The following is a 14,429-nucleotide window of genomic DNA, read 5'->3' as shown; positions in this document are numbered from 1 at the left end:
ATGGAACACATCGTCTTCCTGACCGGCCGCCTGGCGCAGCCCAGCCTGGAGCGGGTGCTGGCCGGCATCGATGCCGCCCCGTTCACCTGGGAGGTGCGCGAGATCGGCCTGCAGGTGGCCGCGCTGATGACGGCCGAGATGATCCGCCGCCGCGTCGCGCTGCCGGTGCAGGCCGACCGCATCATCGTGCCGGGCCGCTGCCGCGGCGACGTCGAGGCCCTGAGCCAGCATTTCGGCCTGCCGGTCCAGCGTGGCCCTGAAGAGCTGAAGGACTTGCCGCGCTTCTTCAACCGCGAGGCGAAGCCGGTCGACCTGAACGAGTACGAGGTGGCGATCTTTGCCGAGATCGTCGATGCGCCGCGGTTGTCGGTGGCCGAGATCATCGAGCGGGCCCGGCGCTATGCGGCGGACGGCGCCAATGTGATCGACCTCGGCGGCCTGCCCGAGACGCGCTTCGACCACCTGGCCGAGAGCGTGCAGGCGCTGAAGGCCGAGGGCTTCCAGGTCAGCGTCGATTCGGTCGACACCGACGAATTGCTGCGCGGCGGCCACGCCGGCGCCGACTACCTGCTGAGCCTCACGCTGGACACACTGTGGCTGGCCGACGAGGTGCCGGCCACGCCCGTGCTGATCCCGCGCCACCCGGCCGACGAGGCCTCGCTGCACGAGGCGGTGTCGCTGATGCAGCATCGTGGCCGGCCCTTCCTGGCCGACGCGATCCTCGACCCGATTCCCTTCGGCCTGGCGGGCTCGATCGTGCGCTACCACCGCCTGCGCGAGCGCTTTCCCGAGGCGCCGATCATGATGGGCATCGGCAATGTCACCGAGCTGACCGAGGCCGACACCACCGGCATCAACGCGGTGCTGTTCGGCCTGTGTGCCGAGCTGGACGTGGCGGCGGTGCTGACCACCCAGGTCAGCCAGCATGCGCGGCGCGCGGTGCGCGAGGCCGATTGGGCGCGGCGCATCATGCACGCGGCCAGCCGCAACCGCAGCCTGCCCAAGGGCCTGAGCGACGCGCTGATGACCGTGCATGCCAAGCACCCGTTTCCCGACACGCCCGAAGAGATCGCCCAGATCGCGGCGCAGGTGCGCGACCCGAACTTTCGCGTGCAGGTGTCGGCGCAAGGGCTGCACGTCTACAACCGCGACGGCATGCGCCTGGGGCAGGGCGCTTTCGAGCTCTGGCCGCAGTTGCATCTGGAGCACGACGCCAACCACGCGTTCTACATGGGTGTGGAACTTGCACATGCCGAGATCGCCTGGCGGCTCGGCAAGCGTTATGTGCAGGACCAGCCGCTGGATTGGGGTTGCGCGGTGGAACAGGCTGCGCAGGATCTGGACACCTGGTGTGCCCCGGGCAGCACCATGGCGACCGGCCGGGCGCGGGCCAAACCCGACGGCGGCAACGAGTGAGCGAATGAACGACGTGATTTTCGAAACCGTGGTCACCACCGTCGCCCCCGACGGCCGGCCCCACGTCGCCCCGATGGGCGTGCGCTATCGCAATGGGCAGGTCATCCTGATGCCCTTCAGGCCGTCGACCACCCACGACAACATCGTGGCCACCGGCCATGCGGTGCTCAACATCGTCATCGACACGCGCGTCTTCGCCGGCTGCGTGACCGGCCGCCGCGAATGGCCGACCGTGCCCGCCGAGCAGGTCACCGGCGTGAGGCTGGCCTGCGCGCTGAGCCATGTCGAGCTGCGCCTGGCCGAGGTGGCGGACGACCCCCGGCGCCCGGTGCTGCACATGGCGCGCGTGCACGAGGCCCGGCATGCGCCGTTCCTCGGCTTCAACCGGGCCCAGGCGGCCGTCATCGAGGGCGCGGTGCTGGTCAGCCGGCTGCACATGCTGCCGGCCGAGAAAGTCGACGCCGAGATGCGCTACCTGCAGATCGCCATCGACAAGACCGCCGGCCCGGCCGAGCACGAGGCCTGGGGCTGGCTGTGCGATGCGGTGGCCCGCCAGCGCGCGGCGGCAGCGGCCGGGGTGCGGGCATGACGCGGCTGCTGGTCAGCGTGCGCGACGTGCCCGAGGCCTTGCTGGCCGCGGGCGGTGGCGCCGATTTTATCGATCTGAAAGAGCCGCGCGACGGTGCCCTGGGCGGCCTGGCGCTGGAGACCATCGCCGCCGTCGTCGCCGCGCTGCGCGAGCGCGCCATCGGCCTGCCGGTCAGCGCGACCATCGGCGACCTGGGCATGGACCAGCTCGCGGCCATCCTGGCCCGGGTGCAGGCTGTGGCGGCCTGCGGCGTCGACTACGTCAAGGTCGGCATCGAGCGCGCGCCGGGGGCCGGCGCGGTGCTGGACGCGCTGGCAACGTGCGGCCCGGCGGTGGTGCCGGTGTTCATCGCCGACCGCGGGCTGGATGCCGCGCTGCTGCGGCGCGCCTGCGACTCGAGCTTTCCAGCGCTGATGGTCGACACGGCGGACAAGCTCGCCGGCAGCTTGTTCGACGTGATGGCGCTGCCGGATCTGCAGCGCTTCGTCGACACGGTCCGCTCGTCCGGCGCACTGGCCGGCGTGGCAGGCGCCCTGCGCTTGCCGCACCTGCCGGCGCTGGCCCGGCTGCAACCCGATTTCGCCGGCTTTCGCACGGCGGTGTGCTCCGGCAGCCGCAGCGGCGCGCTGGACCGGCAACGGCTGCAGGCGCTGGCGGCGCAGTTGCACGACACCGCGTTGGCGCCGGTGGCGGTGTCGGTGCCGGTGGCCTGATCAGGCGGCTCGCAGGGGGAACGGCGGGCCGCCCAGCAGCATCGCCCGCATGCGCCCCAGCTCGGTCTTGTGCATCACGTCGATCGGGAACGCGGCGCCACGTGAGCGCTCGGCGAAACTTTCGTCCAGCACACCGGCCTGGCCCAGCTGATCCAGCGACAACGCCGGGTCGATGGCGCAGGACTTCACCATCACCAGGTGCTCGGCGTTCAACTGGCGGGCCAGGTCGAGCGCGATCGTGTCGGAGGTGGCCGCCCAGTTCGTCCGGCTGTCCAGCTGGTCGCGCTGCAACTCGAAGGGCAGCCACAGCGCGGTCTGGCCCCGGTGCAGCACCTGCGGGATCTCGCTCTTGCGCTTGGCGAGCTGCAGCGTGGGGTTGATGGCATGGAGCTGGTAGGCGAATTGCGCCATCGCGAGCACGGCCATGTTGTGCGCGGCCAGGTCGCCGAATTGCCAGTGGGATTGGATGCGGCGCACCTCGTCGGAGAACACACCGCCGCCGGCGACGATCGTGACCCGGCCGCCGCCGAGCCGGGCCAGCAGATCCAGCCAGTGCGGCAGCATGGGGTCGGCGCACAGGCTGCCGCCGATTTTCACGACCCACATCAGCGTCGCTCCCGATCGGACAGCATGGCCACCGCCACGCAGGGGGCGCAGACCTGGGCCCAGGCGGCTCTGTCGGCGGCCTGGTCGGCGGCTTGCTCGCTGCCATCGCCATGGGGCGCGATGCGCGCGAGCTCGCTGCCGTAGGGCAGCACGGCAGGCGCGCCGCTCGCCGCGCCAGGCCCGATGGCGCTGGCCAGCACGTCGGGCACCAGGAAGTCGCCGCAGCCGGCGCTGACCACCACGGCCCGCCCGCCGAGGCCATGCATCGTCATCACGCGGCGAAGCTGGCTGCCGATCTCTGCCACCTGGCAGCCGCGCCAAGCCAGCGCGAAGTCGAGCCAGTCGGCGGGGCTGCCGTCGCGGGCGTCCAGCCCGATCATGCGGGCCAGGCGGGCGCGGGTGGCGTTGAGGTCCTTGGCCGCGTTGTCGGCCGGCGGGTACAAGTCATGGGCCGGGTTCAGCTCGCCGGTCAGTCGGTAGACATCGGCCACCGTCGCAAAGTATTCGTTCATCACGTTCAACGGGTTGCCGCGCCACGCGATCTGCCGCGTCAGCGCGCACAAGGGGGTTCGCACCACGCCGTGGTAGACCAGCTCGCCGGTCGCCAGGCGCTGGACGTCGCTGCGGGCGGTGGTGAGCACCCGCCCGCCGCGAAACGCGATCAGGTCGGTGGTGGTGCTGCCGATGTCGACCAGCACGCCTTCGTCCAGGCACTGCGCGGCATGCTGGGCGGTGGCCAGCCAGTTGGCGGAGGCGATCTGGGCCCAGCGCCCGGCCAGCTCGCCCGCGTCGCACCAGCCGTCGTCGCCGGCGAAGTAGCGTGGCGCGGGCAGGGTGGCGGCCATCGTGGCGGCGATGCGCTGCACGCCTTCCTCGCGGTGGCAGAACAGGTCGACCATCTCGCCGGTCATGGTCACCGCGTGCCGCATCGTGTCCATCGCCGGCCAGCGGGCGCGGGCCTGCTGCAGCACGCGCTCGAGCTGGTCCAGCCCCTGCCACAGCGGGCAGGCCCACTGCGCGACGTCGACCACCTCGCCGCCCTGCAGCACACAGGCCTTGACATGGGCGCCGCCGACATCCCAGCCGACCACCGCGTTGTCAGACGAGGGCATCGGACCACTCCCGCGTGTGCGCACGGACCACGTCCGCCGCCAGGTTGCGGCCCAGCGCGGCCGACAGCCCCACGTAGGCACAGGTCACACGCGGGTTGAGCTCGATCACCACCGGTCCGCGTGTTGGATGCCAGACGAGATCGATGCCGACGAAACCGTGCAGGCCCGGCACCGCACGGGCGACCCGGGATGCCAGCGCGCTCAGCGCCGCGCCACGTTCGCTGGTGGGCGGGATCACGTTCACGTCGACGCCGTTGAAGGTCAGCTGGCCGTCGCTCGACATGCCGATGCGCTGGCGGTTCACGCTCAGCAGCTCGGCGCCGGCGTTGCTGCACAGCACGGAGATGCTCAGTGGCTCGCCCTCGACCCAGGGCTCGATCGTGGTCGGGCCTTCGGCCCTCGACCGGGCGTCTTGCTGGGCCGCGGCGTGGCTGGCATGCACCCGGGTCGCCACGCAGCCCGCGCCGTCGTCGGGCTTGACGACCCAGCGGGTGGGCTGCGCGCCGGGTGTGATGCCGAGCGGCGTCGGCAACCCCGCGTCGTGCAGGCGCCTGAGCGTGGCACCCTTGCTGGAGGCCAGCTCGATCGCCGCGCGATCGCAGCCCAGCCAGCGGTCGGCGCCGACGCACCCGTGAAACTGCGCCAGCAGGCCGCCGGTCTCCGGGGCCACGATCCAGGCCAGGTCGTGCTGCGCCGCCTGGCGGGCCACGAAGTCGAACACCGATTCTCCCGCGCATGCCTGCACCGCCCGCGCGCTGCCGGCCGCCAGCGGGGCGCGCTCGCAGGCGGCGACGCTGACGCTGCAACCATCGATGCGCAGCAGGTCGGCCACCAGCGCATCGCGCATCGCGCGGCCCATCGGCATCAGCTCGTCGCCGGCCGCGCCGTCGGTGTCCCCGTCGATCAAACCACCCCCGGTGAGATACTCGAAAACAAGCACTCGGGTCATCGATTCGTCCTCAATTCCATTCCTTCAATGTCGAGCATGCAGGGCGGCGTTCGCCTCATTCCGGTGATCGACCTGCTGGGCGGGCAGGTCGTGCGTGGCAAGGGGGGTGATCGACAGGCCTACCGGCCGATTGTCTCGGCCCTGTGCGGCAGCCACGATCCGCTCACCGTGGCGCGCATCCTGTGTGCGCACTGCCAATCGAAGCAGCTCTATCTGGCCGATCTCGATGCGCTGATGGGCGGCGCGGTGCAGCGACCCGTGCTGCTCGCGCTGCTCCAGGGCCTGCCTGAACTCGAACTGTGGCTGGACGCGGGCTTCGCCGATGCGGCAGGGGCCACGCGCCTGATCGACAGCCTGGGCGCTGCGGGCCGACGCGTGGTGCCGGTGTTCGGCAGCGAGTCGCTGCGTTCGCTGGACGGCCTGCGCGCCTTCGGCCGCACCGGCGACGCGGCCGCCGAGCCGGTGCTGTCGCTGGATCGGCGCGGCCCGCAGCGGCTGGATGCCGCCGGCTGCTGGGATGCCCCGGCGCAGTGGCCCCGCCGTGTGATCGTGATGACGATGGAGCGCGTCGGCTCCGGCGCCGGCCCCGACCTGCAGACCCTGGCCACGGTGCGGCGCCTGGCGCCCGGCGCCACGCTGATCGGCGCCGGCGGCGTGCGCAACGAGGCCGATCTGGTCCAGGCCCGGCAAGCCGGCGCCGATGCGTGGCTGGTGGCCAGCGCGCTGCATGACCTGCAGATCCCGCCACGCGTCGAGCCCGCTGCCTGCTGAGCGCTGGCCCCGCGATCCCGCCGGCGGCTGAATCCGCGGCCGGTGGTGAAGGAGACGCCAGCTTGCCATGCCCTGGGTTGATCACGAATCGTGCCATGCCGGGCCGGACCGCCACAGCCATGCGCGAGGCGGTCTGCGCGGGTCCGGCCCGCCAAAACCGCGACACTGTGTGGCACATCTGGCCGTGACGTCCGGCGGCCATGGCGGACCAGGCCCGGCCGTCCCGAGGCATGGGCGGCGGGATGGGCCCAGGCACGTCGCTTGCGTCGTGACCTTCCCATGACCGATTCCGATTCAGGCTCGGGCGTGGGCGCCGCGCCCTGGACCTGCCCGTTCTGCCCCCTGCTGTGCGACACCTTCGGCGTGACGGCCGCGGCCGGTGCGCCCAGCCTGGCGCTGCAAGGCAGCGATTGCCGCCGCGCCGGCGCCGGGCTCGCGCAGTTCACCCCGCAACCGGCGGCGGCCTCGCCGCAGCGCGACGGCCAGGCCTGCAGCCTGGAGGCGGCCATCGACGCGGCGGCCGCCATCCTCGCGGCCAGCCGGCAGCCGCTGTTCGGCGGCCTGGGCACCGACGTGGCCGGGGCCCGGGCGCTGTACCCGCTGGCCTGCGAGACCGGCGCGATCTGCGACTCGGCGCAAGGTGACGTCCTGATGCACGGCGTGCGCGCCCTGCAGGACCGCGGCCGCTTCTCGACCACGCTGGCCGAGGTGCACGAGCGCGCCGACCTGGTGGTCTGCGTCGGCGCCGACCCGAGCGAGCGCTACCCCTTGTTCCTCGAACGCTGCGGCATCGCCCCGGCCGATCCGCGGCTGGCCATCCTGGTCCCTGCCGAGGGGCAGGATCTGTTCGACACCGTGGCCTTGCTGGCGGCGGCGGTCGAAGGCCGCGCGGTCCAGGGCGGCCTGCCGCCGGCGTTGGCGGCCCTGTGCGAGCGGCTGCACGCGGCGCGCTACGCGGTCCTCGTCTACGAGACCGGCCGCCTGCCGGCGCATGGTGCCTTGATCATCGAGGCCATCAACCGCGTCGTCGCCACGCTGAACCGGCGTACCCGGGCGGCGGCGCTGGCGCTGGCTGGCGGCGAGGGCGCCTCGGCGGTGAACGACGTCTTCACCTGGCTGTCGGGCCTGCCGCTGCGCTCCCGTGCCGGGCCGGCGGGGCTGGAGCACGAACCATTGCGCTTTGGCGCGCCACGCCTGCTGGCGGATCACGCGGTCGACGCGGTGCTGTGGGTGTCCAGCTTCGTGGCGCAGCCGCTGCCCGCGGCGCCGGGCCTGCCGCGCATCGTGCTGGGCCACCCGGCGATGGCCACGGACGACGGCGTCTTCATCCCGGTGTCCACGCCGGGCATCGGCTCGGCAGGACACCTTTTCCGCGTCGACGGCCTGGTCGTCGTGCCCTTGCGGCCTGTGGTTGCTGACCCATTGCCGACCGTGGCCGAAGTGGTTCAGCGCCTGACGGTGGCGGTCCGCGCGCGGCGGCAGGGGGTGGCGGCATGAGCCCCGCCCGGCCGCCCGAAGGGGCTCATTCCCTCTCGGAGGGACGGGGCTGCAGGCCCAAGGGTGCACCAGTGAGCACGCCGGGCCGCCCCAAGGGCGAATTCCCCCTCGGGGGGACGGCGCGAAGCGCCAAGGGGGCTGCATGACAGCCCTGCGATTGAAGGGCGGGCGGGTCGTCGACCCGATGCAGGGTGTCGACGAAATCCGTGACGTGTGGATCGTCGACGGGCGCATCGTCGATGCGGCCAGCGCCCCGGCCGACGCGAGCGAGATCGACGCCAGCGGCTGCGTCGTGATGGCCGGTGGCATCGACATGCACACCCACATCGGCGGTGGCAAGGTCAACCTCTCGCGGCTGCTGCTGCCCGAGGACCACCGCGCCGGCGGCAACCCGATCGCGCTGCCGGCCAACCCGCTGGAGCTCGCCTCCTGCGGCAACTGCGCGCCGGGCACGCTGGCCACCGGCTACCGCTACGTCGAGATGGGCTACACGTCGGCCTTCGAGCCGGCGATGGTGGCCGCCAACGCGCGCCACGCCCACATGGAGATGGGCGACATCCCCATCCTCGATCACGGCGCCTACGTGATGCTCGGCAACGACGAGCTGATGCTGGAGATGCTCGCCCGCGGCGAGCCCTTCGAGCGCATCCGCGACTACATGGGCTGGACGATCCACGCCACCAAGGCGATGGGCGTCAAGGTCGTGAACCCGGGCGGCATCTCGGCCTTCAAGTTCAACCAGCGCAAGCTCGACGTCGACCAGCCGCATGCCCACTGGCAGGTCACGCCGCGCCAGGTCGTGCATGCGCTGGCCCGGGGCCTGCGCGAACTGGGGGTGCCGCACCCGCTGCACATCCACGGCAGCAACCTCGGCGTGGCGGGCAACATCCAGTCCACGCTCGAGACGATCGCCGCGCTCGACGGGCTGCCCGGCCACCTCACGCACATCCAGTTCCACGCCTACGGCACCGAGGGGCCGAAGAAGTTCTCTTCGGCCGCGCTGCAGCTCGTCGAGGCGGTGAACGCGCACCCGAACATCAGCATCGACATCGGCCAGGTCATGTTCGGCCAGACGGTGACCGCCTCGGGCGACACGATGCGGCAGTACGCGCAATCGCACCTGGCCAGCCCGCGCAAGTGGATCGGCGCCGACATCGAGTGTGAGGCCGGCTGCGGCGTGGTGCCGTTCCGCTACCGCGAGCAGAGCTATGTGAACGCGCTGCAGTGGACCATCGGGCTGGAGATCTTCCTGCTGATGAACGACCCCTGGCGCGTGGTGCTGACCACCGACCACCCGAACGGCGGCCCGTTCACCAGCTACCCGCACCTGATCCGCCTGCTGATGGACCGCAGCTTCCGCGAAGAGCAGCTCGCCAAGCTGCACCCCGAGGTGGCGGCCCAATCGGCGCTGCGCTCGATCACGCGCGAGCTGAGCCTTGCCGAAATCGCCATCATGACCCGCGCCGGCCCGGCCCGGCTGCTCGGCCTGAAGGACCGCGGCCACCTCGGCGTGGGCGCCGCGGCCGACGTGGTGATCTACCGTGACCAACCCGACCGCGAAGCGATGTTCACGACCCCCGAATACGTGTTCAAGGATGGCGCGCTGGTGGCCCGCGCCGGGCGCATCACCGCCACGCCGGTGGGCGGCACGCACTTCGTCGAGCCCGACTACGACCACGGCATCGAGAAGACGCTGCGCAAGCACCTGGGCGCCCACGGCTCGGTGAACTTCGACCACCTCGCCATCGGCCACGACGAGCTGTGCAGCTGCTGCAACGGCGGGCGCTTGCTGCCGTCAGCTTGCTTCGAGGCGGCGGCATGAGCGGGGCGCTGATTCTCAACGGGGTCGCGATCGACGACGGTTTCGCCGAAGCCTTCCCGATGAAGGCGACGCGCCTGCTCATCACCGCCCACAACCTGACCTGGGCGCGGCATGCGGCCGTGGCCGCGACCGGCTTCGCGACCTCGGTGATCGCCTGCGGCTGCGAGGCCGGCATCGAGGCCGAGCTGCCGCCCGAGCAGACGCCCGACGGCCGGCCCGGGGTCAGCGTGCTGATCTTCTCGATGTCCGGCAAGGAGCTGGCCAAGCAGGTCGAGCGCCGCGTCGGCCAGTGCGTGCTGACCTGCCCAACGACTGCGGTGTTCGCGGGGCTATCCGAAGGCGAAGCCATCGCGCTGGGCAAGAACCTGCGCTTCTTCGGCGACGGCTGGCAGATCTCGAAAGTGATCGCGGGCCAGCGCTACTGGCGCATCCCGGTGATGGATGGTGAGTTCGTCGCGCAGGAAACCACGTCGGTGACCAAGAGCGTCGGCGGCGGCAACCTGCTGCTGCTGGCACGCGACACCGATGCGGCCCTGGCCGCGGCCGAAGCCGCGGTGGCGGCGATGAAGCGGCTGCCGAACGTGATCATGCCGTTCCCCGGCGGCGTGGTGCGCTCGGGCTCGAAGGTGGGCAGCAAGTACGCGAGCCTGGGCGCTTCGACCAACGATGCGTTCTGCCCCAGCCTGTTCGGGCTGGCGGCGCACACCGAGCTCACGGCCGAGACCCGCTGCGTGATGGAAATCGTGATCGATGGCCTGACCGAAGCCGACGTCGGCGCCGCGATGCGCGCCGGCATGGATGCCTGCATCGCTCTCGGTGCGGCGGGCGGCCTGCTGCGCATCTCGGCCGGCAACTACGGCGGCAAGCTCGGGCCCTTCCACTTCCACCTGCACAAGCTGATGGGGGTGAAGGCATGAGCGGTATCAGGCTGAAGCTGAAGCAGGCGCCGGCCCTGCGGGTGGAGTTGCGCGGTGTGAACCCGGGTGCCGCGGCGGGGCTGGCCATGGCGGAGATCGAGCGCCTGCCGGTGACGCACGGCAACCAGACGCTGCCGTTGGCCGAGTTCTTCTCAGTCGCGGCCGCCGGTGACGATGGCGACTGGCTCTTCGAAGGCGACCTGTCGCGCTTCGACCGCCTCGGCTGGCAGATGGATGGCGGGCGCATCGTCGTCGACGGCCCGGTGGGCGACTACGCCGGCGCGGGCATGACCGGCGGCGAAGTCCACGTGAAGGGCTCGGCCGGGGCGCTGGCGGCCTGCGAGATGGCCGGCGGCTCGCTGCAGGTCGACGGCGACGTGGGCGACTTCGCGGCCAGCACGCTGCCCGGCAGCATGGACGGCATGCGCGGCGGCCAGCTGATCGTGCGCGGCAACGCCGGCGAGCGTTTCGGCGACCGCATGCGTCGCGGCACCGCGCTGGTGTTCGGCGATGCGGGCGACTTCCTCGCCTCGCGCATGGTCGCCGGCACCATCGCCGTCGGCGGCCGCGTCGGCGCCCACCTGGGCTACGGCATGCGGCGTGGCAGCGTGGTGCTGGCCGGCAGCGCGGCCGCGGGCGTTAAAGTGGCGCCCACTTTCGTGCCGGCGCTCGTCGAGCCGCTGGTCTTCTGGCAACTGCTGTCGCGCGACCTGTCGCGCCACGGCGGGCCGTTCGCGGCGCTGCCTTCGCGGCGCATCCAGCGCCACCTTGGCGATGTCTCGTCTTCGGGCATGGGCGAGCTGATCCTCGCGCTCTGAACACGCCGTCCCTTTCTCTTCACCTCAACGATCCCATGAGCAGGAATTACCTCTTTCACGCCGGCGAGGCGACCGTGCTGGCCAAGGAAGGCCAGTTCACCGATGCGATGCCCGAGATCCTGATCGGCCGCACCGACGGCCCGGTGGGCCAGGCTTTCGCCAACATGATGGCGCAGAGCAAGGGCCACACGGCGATGTTCGCGATCCGCGCCTGCAACCAACTGGTGCGGCCGGCGACCATCATCGTGCCGAAGGTGACGCTGAAGGACGCGGCCAACATCGACCTGTTCGGTGGCGTGGTGCAAAGCGCCACCGCCGATGCGGTGGTCGATTGCCTGATCGAGGGCATCATCCCCAAGGACATCGCCAACGAGCTGTGCATCATCAGCCTGGTGTGGATCGACCCGCGCTGCGCGAAGGACGAGAACCTCGACAAGAAGGACATGTACCGCACCAACCTCGAGGCCACCAAGCTGGCGATCCGGCGTGCGTTGAACAACGAGCCTTCCGTCGACGAGTTGATCGCCAATCGGCACAAGATCAAGCACGACATGGACGACTGGAGCTGAAGGTGGACGTCTTCGCGCTGCTCGACGATTGCGAGGCCACGGCCGAGCGCCCGTCGAGCCGGCTGTACGAAGGCTTCGTGCGCGAGCACCGCTGCACCGACCCGGCCGAGCTGGAAGCCGTCTGGGCCCGGGTCGACGAGGACCAGCGCGCCGGGCTGCATGCGGTGCTGCTGGCTGACTACGAGTGGGGCGCGAAGCTGCTGAAGGCGGGGCACGCCGGGCTTGCGCCGGCCGATGCATCGTGCCTGCGCGTGCTGATGTTCGAGCGCCTGCAGCGGCTTTCCCGCGAGGAGGTCGATGTGTGGCTGGCCGAGCGCGCGCTGCAGGAGCCGCCGGGGGCCGCGGGCGTGATGAGCCTCGAGCCCAGCGTCGACCGGGCGGCCTTCACCGAGGCCATCACCCGGGTTCACGAGGCGATCCGCGCCGGCGAGACCTACCAGATCAACTACACCTACCGGCTTCATGGCCAGGCCTACGGCTCGCCGCTGGCGCTGTACCGGCAGCTGCGCCAGCGCCAGCCGGTGGCTTACGGCGCTTTCATCGGGCTGCCCGGCGGCGAGGCGGTGCTGTCGTGCTCGCCCGAGCTGTTCGTGCGCCATGAATGGCGCGATGGGGCGGGGCTGCTGACGGCACGGCCGATGAAGGGCACCGCGCCGCGCATCGCCGAGCCGCAAAGCGACAGCGAGACCGCGCGTTTGCTGTCGCTGGACATCAAGAACCGGGCCGAGAACCTGATGATCGTGGACTTGCTGCGCAACGATCTCGGCCGCATCTCGCGCATCGGCTCGGTCAAGGTGCCGGCGCTGTTCGCGATCGAGCCCTACGCGACGGTGTTCCAGATGACCTCGACCGTGCAGGCCGAGATCCAGCCCGAGCTCGGCTTCGGCGAGCTGCTGCGCGCGGTCTTCCCCTGCGGCTCGATCACCGGCGCGCCCAAGCACCACACGATGGAGTTGATCGCCGAGATCGAGACGACGCCGCGTGGCCTGTACTGCGGCGCGATCGGCTGGGTCGATGCCCCGAAGGGCGGGGCGCGCCTGGGCGATTTTTGCCTGTCGGTCGTGATCCGCACGCTGACGCTGGGCGCGCCGGCGCAGGGGCTGCGGCCCGCGCGGCTGGGCATCGGCGCCGGCATCGTGCTGGACAGCCAGGCGGACGACGAGTTCGAGGAGTGCCGGCTGAAGGCCCGCTTCCTGACCGGGCTGGACCCGGGTTTCGCGCTGTTCGAGACATTGCGCTGGACGCACGACCAGGGCCTGCATCAGGTCGACCGCCACCTGGCGCGCCTGGCGCACAGTGCCCGAGTGCTGGGCTTCGCGTTCGACGAGGCGGCCGCGCGCTTGGCCCTGGCCGCCGCGGCGAAGCGCCTGCCGGCGGGCGGGGCCGCGCGGGTGCGGCTTGCGCTGGCACACGATGGCCGTCTGGCCTGCAGCCACGGCCCGCTGGCGCCGCTGGCCGCGCCGGAGGTGACGCTGCTGATCGCCGACGAAGCCTTGCCCGACCACAACCCGCTGGCCGCCCACAAGACCACGCTGCGCCGTCACTACGATGCCGGCGTGCGGGCGGCGGAGCAGGCTGGTGCCTTCGACAGCCTGTTCTTCACGACGGACGGCCGCCTTGCCGAAGGCGGCCGCAGCTCGGTGTTCCTGAAGATCGGTGGCCAGTGGTGGACGCCGCCGGTGGCCGACGGCGCGCTGCCCGGCGTGATGCGCGGGCTGCTGCTCGAGGACCCGGCCTGGGCCGCGCGCGAGCGCAGCCTGCGGCGTGGCGACCTGCTGGGCGCCGAGGCCATCGTCGTCTGCAATGCCTTGCGTGGAGCGCTGCCCGCCCGCCTGAGCGACGGGATGTCGATTGGCGGCCTGCCGGGGCGCGACGCGGCGTGAAGCTGGCCCTGTTCGACCTGGATCACACGCTGATCCCGTTCGACAGCGGCATGGCCTGGATGGGCTTCGCGGCCTCCCGTGGCCTGCTGCCGCCGCAGGCCGAGGCCGAGTACCTCGCGTGGTGCCAGCGTTATGTCGCCGGCGCCGTGGACATCCAGGCCCTGCACCGTGGGCTCGTGCAGCCGCTGGCGTGCTTCACGCTGGCCGAACTGGCGCCGTGGCTTGTGCAGTTCGAGGCGGAAATGGCACCCAGGTTGCCGGCCCACATGCGTGCGCTGGTCGAGCGGCATCGGGCCGCCGGCGACCTGTGCGCCATCGTCACGGCAACGACCCGCCTGATCGCCGAGCCCTTTGCGCGCGCATTCGGCGTGCCGCACCTGGTGGCCACCGAGGCGCAGGCCGTGGCTGGTTCACTGACCGGTGAGATTGCTGGCGAACCCTGTGCCCGGCAGCACAAGCTCGCGCGTGTCGAGCAATGGCTGGCCGGCCAGGGAAGCTGCCTCGCGGCCTTCGAGCGATCGTGGTTCTATTCCGATTCGGCGAGCGACTTGCCGCTGCTGTCCGCGGTGAGCCATCCAGTGGCGGTGCGGCCCGATGACCGCCTGCGCCGCCATGCCGAACAGGCCGGCTGGCCGGTGTGGTAGCCAGGCGCCGGGGCGGCACTTGACCGAAGACAAGCGACCAACCCGCCAAAAACTGCCGTCCCTTCGGCTCACTTCCGGCTAATGCTCGGACGCCTCGTCACCGATATTGCGGGTACACGGGCG

The 14,429-nt window shown here is 71.4% G+C and carries 14 protein-coding genes; 11 read left to right on the top strand and 3 right to left on the bottom strand.

Annotated elements, in window-relative coordinates; genetic code table 11:
• From VJ693_RS23445 to VJ693_RS23435, 3 genes are read left to right on the top strand one after another with little or no spacing between them, the layout of a single operon-like run.
• Positions 1–1,416 carry a DUF6513 domain-containing protein gene (locus VJ693_RS23445; RefSeq protein WP_324158268.1) on the top strand — a complete coding sequence of 472 codons (1,416 nt, stop codon included), beginning with the start codon at positions 1–3 and terminating at the stop codon, positions 1,414–1,416.
• A gap of 4 nt (positions 1,417–1,420) precedes the next feature.
• Complete coding sequence (locus VJ693_RS23440) at positions 1,421–2,005, top strand: DUF447 domain-containing protein (RefSeq protein WP_324158266.1); 585 nt, start codon at positions 1,421–1,423, stop codon at positions 2,003–2,005.
• A complete protein-coding gene (locus VJ693_RS23435) occupies positions 2,002–2,718 on the top strand; it encodes a (5-formylfuran-3-yl)methyl phosphate synthase (RefSeq protein WP_324158264.1) in 717 nt (238 codons plus the stop codon). Before VJ693_RS23440 ends, VJ693_RS23435 begins: the two co-directional genes overlap by 4 nt.
• Here VJ693_RS23435 and VJ693_RS23430 read toward each other — a convergent pair whose 3' ends face one another.
• From VJ693_RS23430 to VJ693_RS23420, 3 genes are read right to left on the bottom strand one after another with little or no spacing between them, the layout of a single operon-like run.
• Positions 2,719–3,324 carry an aspartate kinase gene (locus tag VJ693_RS23430; protein ID WP_324158262.1) on the bottom strand — a complete coding sequence of 202 codons (606 nt, stop codon included), beginning with the start codon at positions 3,322–3,324 and terminating at the stop codon, positions 2,719–2,721. It abuts the gene before it with no gap.
• Positions 3,324–4,436, bottom strand: coding sequence for a hydantoinase/oxoprolinase family protein (locus VJ693_RS23425; RefSeq protein WP_324158261.1), 1,113 nt, complete (start codon positions 4,434–4,436; stop codon positions 3,324–3,326). Before VJ693_RS23425 ends, VJ693_RS23430 begins: the two co-directional genes overlap by 1 nt.
• A complete protein-coding gene (locus tag VJ693_RS23420) occupies positions 4,423–5,385 on the bottom strand; it encodes an ATP-grasp domain-containing protein (protein WP_324158260.1) in 963 nt (320 codons plus the stop codon). The genes VJ693_RS23425 and VJ693_RS23420 overlap by 14 nt, the downstream gene beginning before the upstream one ends.
• Positions 5,386–5,412: 27 nt before the next feature.
• Between VJ693_RS23420 and VJ693_RS23415 the strand changes: the two genes are divergently transcribed.
• From VJ693_RS23415 to VJ693_RS23380, 8 genes are all read left to right on the top strand, one after another.
• Positions 5,413–6,156, top strand: coding sequence for a HisA/HisF-related TIM barrel protein (locus VJ693_RS23415; RefSeq protein WP_324158259.1), 744 nt, complete (start codon positions 5,413–5,415; stop codon positions 6,154–6,156).
• A 279-nt stretch (positions 6,157–6,435) separates the two neighbouring features.
• Positions 6,436–7,653, top strand: coding sequence for a formylmethanofuran dehydrogenase (locus VJ693_RS23410; protein WP_324158257.1), 1,218 nt, complete (start codon positions 6,436–6,438; stop codon positions 7,651–7,653).
• Between the two features lie 142 nt (positions 7,654–7,795).
• A complete protein-coding gene (locus tag VJ693_RS23405; RefSeq protein WP_324158255.1) occupies positions 7,796–9,475 on the top strand; it encodes a formylmethanofuran dehydrogenase subunit A in 1,680 nt (559 codons plus the stop codon).
• Positions 9,472–10,392: a formylmethanofuran--tetrahydromethanopterin N-formyltransferase gene (gene fhcD, locus VJ693_RS23400; protein WP_324158253.1), complete on the top strand. Its 921-nt coding sequence runs from the start codon at positions 9,472–9,474 to the stop codon at positions 10,390–10,392. The genes VJ693_RS23405 and fhcD overlap by 4 nt, the downstream gene beginning before the upstream one ends.
• Positions 10,389–11,210, top strand: coding sequence for a formylmethanofuran dehydrogenase subunit C (locus VJ693_RS23395; protein WP_324158251.1), 822 nt, complete (start codon positions 10,389–10,391; stop codon positions 11,208–11,210). The genes fhcD and VJ693_RS23395 overlap by 4 nt, the downstream gene beginning before the upstream one ends.
• 35 nt (positions 11,211–11,245) lie before the next feature.
• Entirely contained in the window at positions 11,246–11,779 is a 534-nt protein-coding gene (gene fae / locus VJ693_RS23390; protein WP_324158249.1) for a formaldehyde-activating enzyme, read from the top strand.
• 2 nt (positions 11,780–11,781) lie between these two features.
• On the top strand, positions 11,782–13,662 hold the full coding sequence (pabB, locus tag VJ693_RS23385) for an aminodeoxychorismate synthase component I (protein ID WP_324158247.1): 1,881 nt from the start codon (positions 11,782–11,784) through the stop codon (positions 13,660–13,662).
• Positions 13,659–14,306, top strand: a complete 648-nt coding sequence (locus VJ693_RS23380) for an HAD family hydrolase (protein WP_324158245.1) — start codon at positions 13,659–13,661, stop codon at positions 14,304–14,306. The genes pabB and VJ693_RS23380 overlap by 4 nt, the downstream gene beginning before the upstream one ends.
• Positions 14,307–14,429: the final 123 nt, after the last annotated feature.

The organism is Ideonella sp., from assembly GCF_035254525.1.
GTDB lineage: Bacteria > Pseudomonadota > Gammaproteobacteria > Burkholderiales > Burkholderiaceae_C > Ideonella.
This window is presented reverse-complemented; position numbering and strand designations above follow the sequence as displayed.

What these genes read in the sequence shown, in the direction of transcription:
- VJ693_RS23415 (WP_324158259.1), top strand. Translation starts at nt 5,413, where the DNA reads ATGTCGAGCATGCAGGGCGGCGTTCGCCTCATTCCGGTGATCGACCTG.
- VJ693_RS23445 (WP_324158268.1), top strand. Translation starts at nt 1, where the DNA reads ATGGAACACATCGTCTTCCTGACCGGCCGCCTGGCGCAGCCCAGCCTG.
- VJ693_RS23430 (WP_324158262.1), bottom strand. Translation starts at nt 3,324, where the DNA reads ATGTGGGTCGTGAAAATCGGCGGCAGCCTGTGCGCCGACCCCATGCTG.
- fae (WP_324158249.1), top strand. Translation starts at nt 11,246, where the DNA reads ATGAGCAGGAATTACCTCTTTCACGCCGGCGAGGCGACCGTGCTGGCC.
- fhcD (WP_324158253.1), top strand. Translation starts at nt 9,472, where the DNA reads ATGAGCGGGGCGCTGATTCTCAACGGGGTCGCGATCGACGACGGTTTC.
- VJ693_RS23405 (WP_324158255.1), top strand. Translation starts at nt 7,796, where the DNA reads ATGACAGCCCTGCGATTGAAGGGCGGGCGGGTCGTCGACCCGATGCAG.
- VJ693_RS23420 (WP_324158260.1), bottom strand. Translation starts at nt 5,385, where the DNA reads ATGACCCGAGTGCTTGTTTTCGAGTATCTCACCGGGGGTGGTTTGATC.
- VJ693_RS23425 (WP_324158261.1), bottom strand. Translation starts at nt 4,436, where the DNA reads ATGCCCTCGTCTGACAACGCGGTGGTCGGCTGGGATGTCGGCGGCGCC.
- VJ693_RS23410 (WP_324158257.1), top strand. Translation starts at nt 6,436, where the DNA reads ATGACCGATTCCGATTCAGGCTCGGGCGTGGGCGCCGCGCCCTGGACC.
- VJ693_RS23435 (WP_324158264.1), top strand. Translation starts at nt 2,002, where the DNA reads ATGACGCGGCTGCTGGTCAGCGTGCGCGACGTGCCCGAGGCCTTGCTG.
- VJ693_RS23395 (WP_324158251.1), top strand. Translation starts at nt 10,389, where the DNA reads ATGAGCGGTATCAGGCTGAAGCTGAAGCAGGCGCCGGCCCTGCGGGTG.
- VJ693_RS23440 (WP_324158266.1), top strand. Translation starts at nt 1,421, where the DNA reads ATGAACGACGTGATTTTCGAAACCGTGGTCACCACCGTCGCCCCCGAC.